This is a genomic window from Eudoraea sp. (genome assembly GCF_049665975.1).
In the GTDB taxonomy this organism is placed as follows: Bacteria; Bacteroidota; Bacteroidia; order Flavobacteriales; family Flavobacteriaceae; genus Eudoraea.
This window is the reverse complement of record NZ_JBATGR010000420.1, coordinates 1-2,812: the sequence shown is the minus strand read 5'-3', so window position 1 is coordinate 2,812 and position 2,812 is coordinate 1. Positions and strand designations below refer to the sequence as shown.

Annotated in this window: 2 protein-coding genes; one reads left to right on the top strand and one right to left on the bottom strand. The window is 36.1% G+C overall.

Annotation, left to right across the window (positions count from 1 at the left end):
* The coding region (locus tag WBN20_RS13730) for an insulinase family protein (protein WP_424282098.1) at positions 1 to 1,864 on the top strand (1,864 nt) is incomplete at its 5' end.
* An 89-nt stretch (positions 1,865 to 1,953) separates the two neighbouring features.
* Here WBN20_RS13730 and WBN20_RS13725 read toward each other — a convergent pair.
* Complete coding sequence (locus WBN20_RS13725; protein ID WP_424275591.1) at positions 1,954 to 2,706, bottom strand: head GIN domain-containing protein; 753 nt, start codon at positions 2,704 to 2,706, stop codon at positions 1,954 to 1,956.
* Positions 2,707 to 2,812 lie beyond the last annotated feature (106 nt).

The window sequence follows — 2,812 nt, the reverse complement described above, 5'->3', positions numbered from 1 at the left end:
TGTTGCCGAAGGTGATAAGGCTGGTGTGTCTATACTTACCGGAAGTTTGTTAGGAAATGGTTCTAAAACAATTTCCAAGGATGACTTTATTGAAGAAGTAGATTTTCTAGGTGCACGAATAAACTTTAGATTTCAAAGTGCCTCTGCCTCATCTTTATCCAAATATTTTCCAAGAATTTTGGAACTTATGGCAGATGCTGCAATTAATCCCAACTTTACCCTGGAAGAATTTGACAAAGAAAAGGCCAAGCTTATAACGGGACTTAAAACGGAGGAAAAGGACGTATCTGCAATTGCGAATAGAGTTCAAAATGCTTTGGCTTATGGACTAAACCACCCTTATGGTGAGTTTGCGACAGAAGAGACCGTGAATAATGTTACACTCGCAGATGTTCAAAGGTTTTATAGTGAATTATTTGTGCCCGCCAACGCTTATCTGGTAGTGATCGGAGATGTAAAATTTAATGAGGTTAAAGAATTAGTGACTAAATATTTTGACGATTGGGTAAAAGCATCGCCTCCGGCATTAGGATACTCCGATCCACTGGAAGTGCAGTATACTCAGATCAACTTTGTGGATGTTCCCAATGCAGTACAATCAGAAGTAAGCGTTGTAAATCTTGTAAACCTTGAAATGAAAGATGAGGATTATCTACCAGCAAAGATTACAAACTTTATTTTAGGTGGAGCATCTGTTAGTCGATTAGAACAGAATTTAAGAGAAGATAAGGCGTTCACTTATTATTCAAGATCAAGACTTGGTGATAATAAATATGGGGCTTCTACATTTAAGGCATTTACTCCCGTAAGAAATATAGTTACTGACAGTGCAATTGTGGAGTTATTGGGTGAAATAGATAAAATTATCACAGATCCAATCTCTGAAGAGGAATTGAAAATTGCAAAATCTGTATATGTGGGAAGTTTTGTATTGGCTTTAGAACAACCTTCTACAATAGCCAGATATGCTCTAAATATTGAAACAGAAGGCTTACCCAAAGATTTTTATAAGACGTATTTAGAACGTATAAATGCAATTACAGTTGAAGATGTTCAGAAAGCTGCTAAAAAATACTTCCATATAAATAATGCAAGGATAGTGGTAGCCGGCAAAGGAAGTGAGGTTTTGGAAAGTCTGGAAAAAATTCCTTTTAATGGCAGAATGCTTCCTGTAAACTATTATGATAAGTATGCAAAAGGAGTAGAAAAACCAAGTTATGATATTGCCTTACCCGAAGGGGTTAATGTCCAGAGTGTAATAGACGCCTATTTTGAAGCAATCGGAGGAAAAGCGGAGGTGAAGAAGATTCAATCCTTAAAACTGGTTTACGAAGGTTCTGCAATGGGATCAATTATTAAAACCGAGGAAAAAAGGGCTGCTGATAAGTATGTGCAAACTACCTACATGAATGATGCCCCAATGATGGGTGTTATTGCCAAAGGAGATGAATTATTTATGAAACAAGGTGGCAACAAAGTTCCATTACCGCCAGAAATGCAGCAGGATATGAAAGCTGCCATTGGAATTTTTCCTGAACAGGGAATAGCTTTAAGTACTAAAGCAAAACTTACGGGTACAGAAGATGTAGATGGCAAAGCTGCTTACAAAATCGAAGTTCCCGGAGAAACGGTTCAGACTACTTATTTTTATGATGTGGAATCGGGGTTAAAAGTAAAGGAGGCCACAATAATCAACATGAATGGTCAAACTCAAAATCAGGAGGTTAATTATAAAGATTATCAGGAAGTAGATGGAATAAAATTTCCTTCAATTAAAGTAGGTTCTATGGGGCCACAATTAATAGAGACCAAATTATTAGAAGCCGTTATTAATGTAGAATTAACCGCAGAAGATTTTGAATAATTGCTCTTTAGGGTATCCATAAAAGAAAAGAGAACCCGCCAAATGGCGGGTTCTCTTTTTATTAACTGAATTATAATTGAGGTTAAGTGCTAACCAATTTTTCGAATGGATGCCTCGCCTATAACTATACCTGTATCTACTTCTGCATTTCCTTTGTATTCTATTTGAGATTCCCCATAGCATGTTACTTTCAATTTGTCAGAAACATTTACCTTAAATTCACTTTCACCATAGGCGGTAATTTTAGTGGATGAATTGTCCATCTTAAGTGTATTTACCTCACTTTCACCATATGCCTTATATTTTTGATGATTGGCGGAGCCACTTTCAACTTCCAGATAGCTTTCACCATATATGGCAACAGAAAACTTTTGTAATGAGACCTCATTTAAATACACCCTTGATTCTCCATAAATTGTTAATTCTAAGTCGTTTTGCGCTATTGGGCTGCTGCATCTTATAGTCTCCTCTCCCCTAACAGATAGTTTTTCTAATGTTTTATAGGTAATATTAGCTGTAACCATTGTACCCTTGTAAATGTCTTCCCTTCCAGACCATTCTTCTCCTTTTACTTTTTTGCTTTTGGTATACATCTTGGCATCGTCTAAATATATACGCAAGGTACCGTTCACTACCTCAACATTAATTTTCTCCCGTGGAACTTCGGCATTCTCAAGAACCACATTTTCCTGATCCCCTTCCTGTAAATTAACTTCTATATGAGGACTGATAATAACTTTGGTAAAAGGCTCTACGGCAATGGTCGCAGATTGACCAAATAATTGTGGTAATCCTGTAAAAATGAGTGCAACTAACACTCCTGTCTTAATTATTTTTTGCATGATCTGAAATTTTTATTGTTAACACTTATTTTTACCAAAGAGTAGATTTTGACACCAATGTTACACATAAAATAGATTTTATTTTGTCTTTTGTCTGTTAATTAAG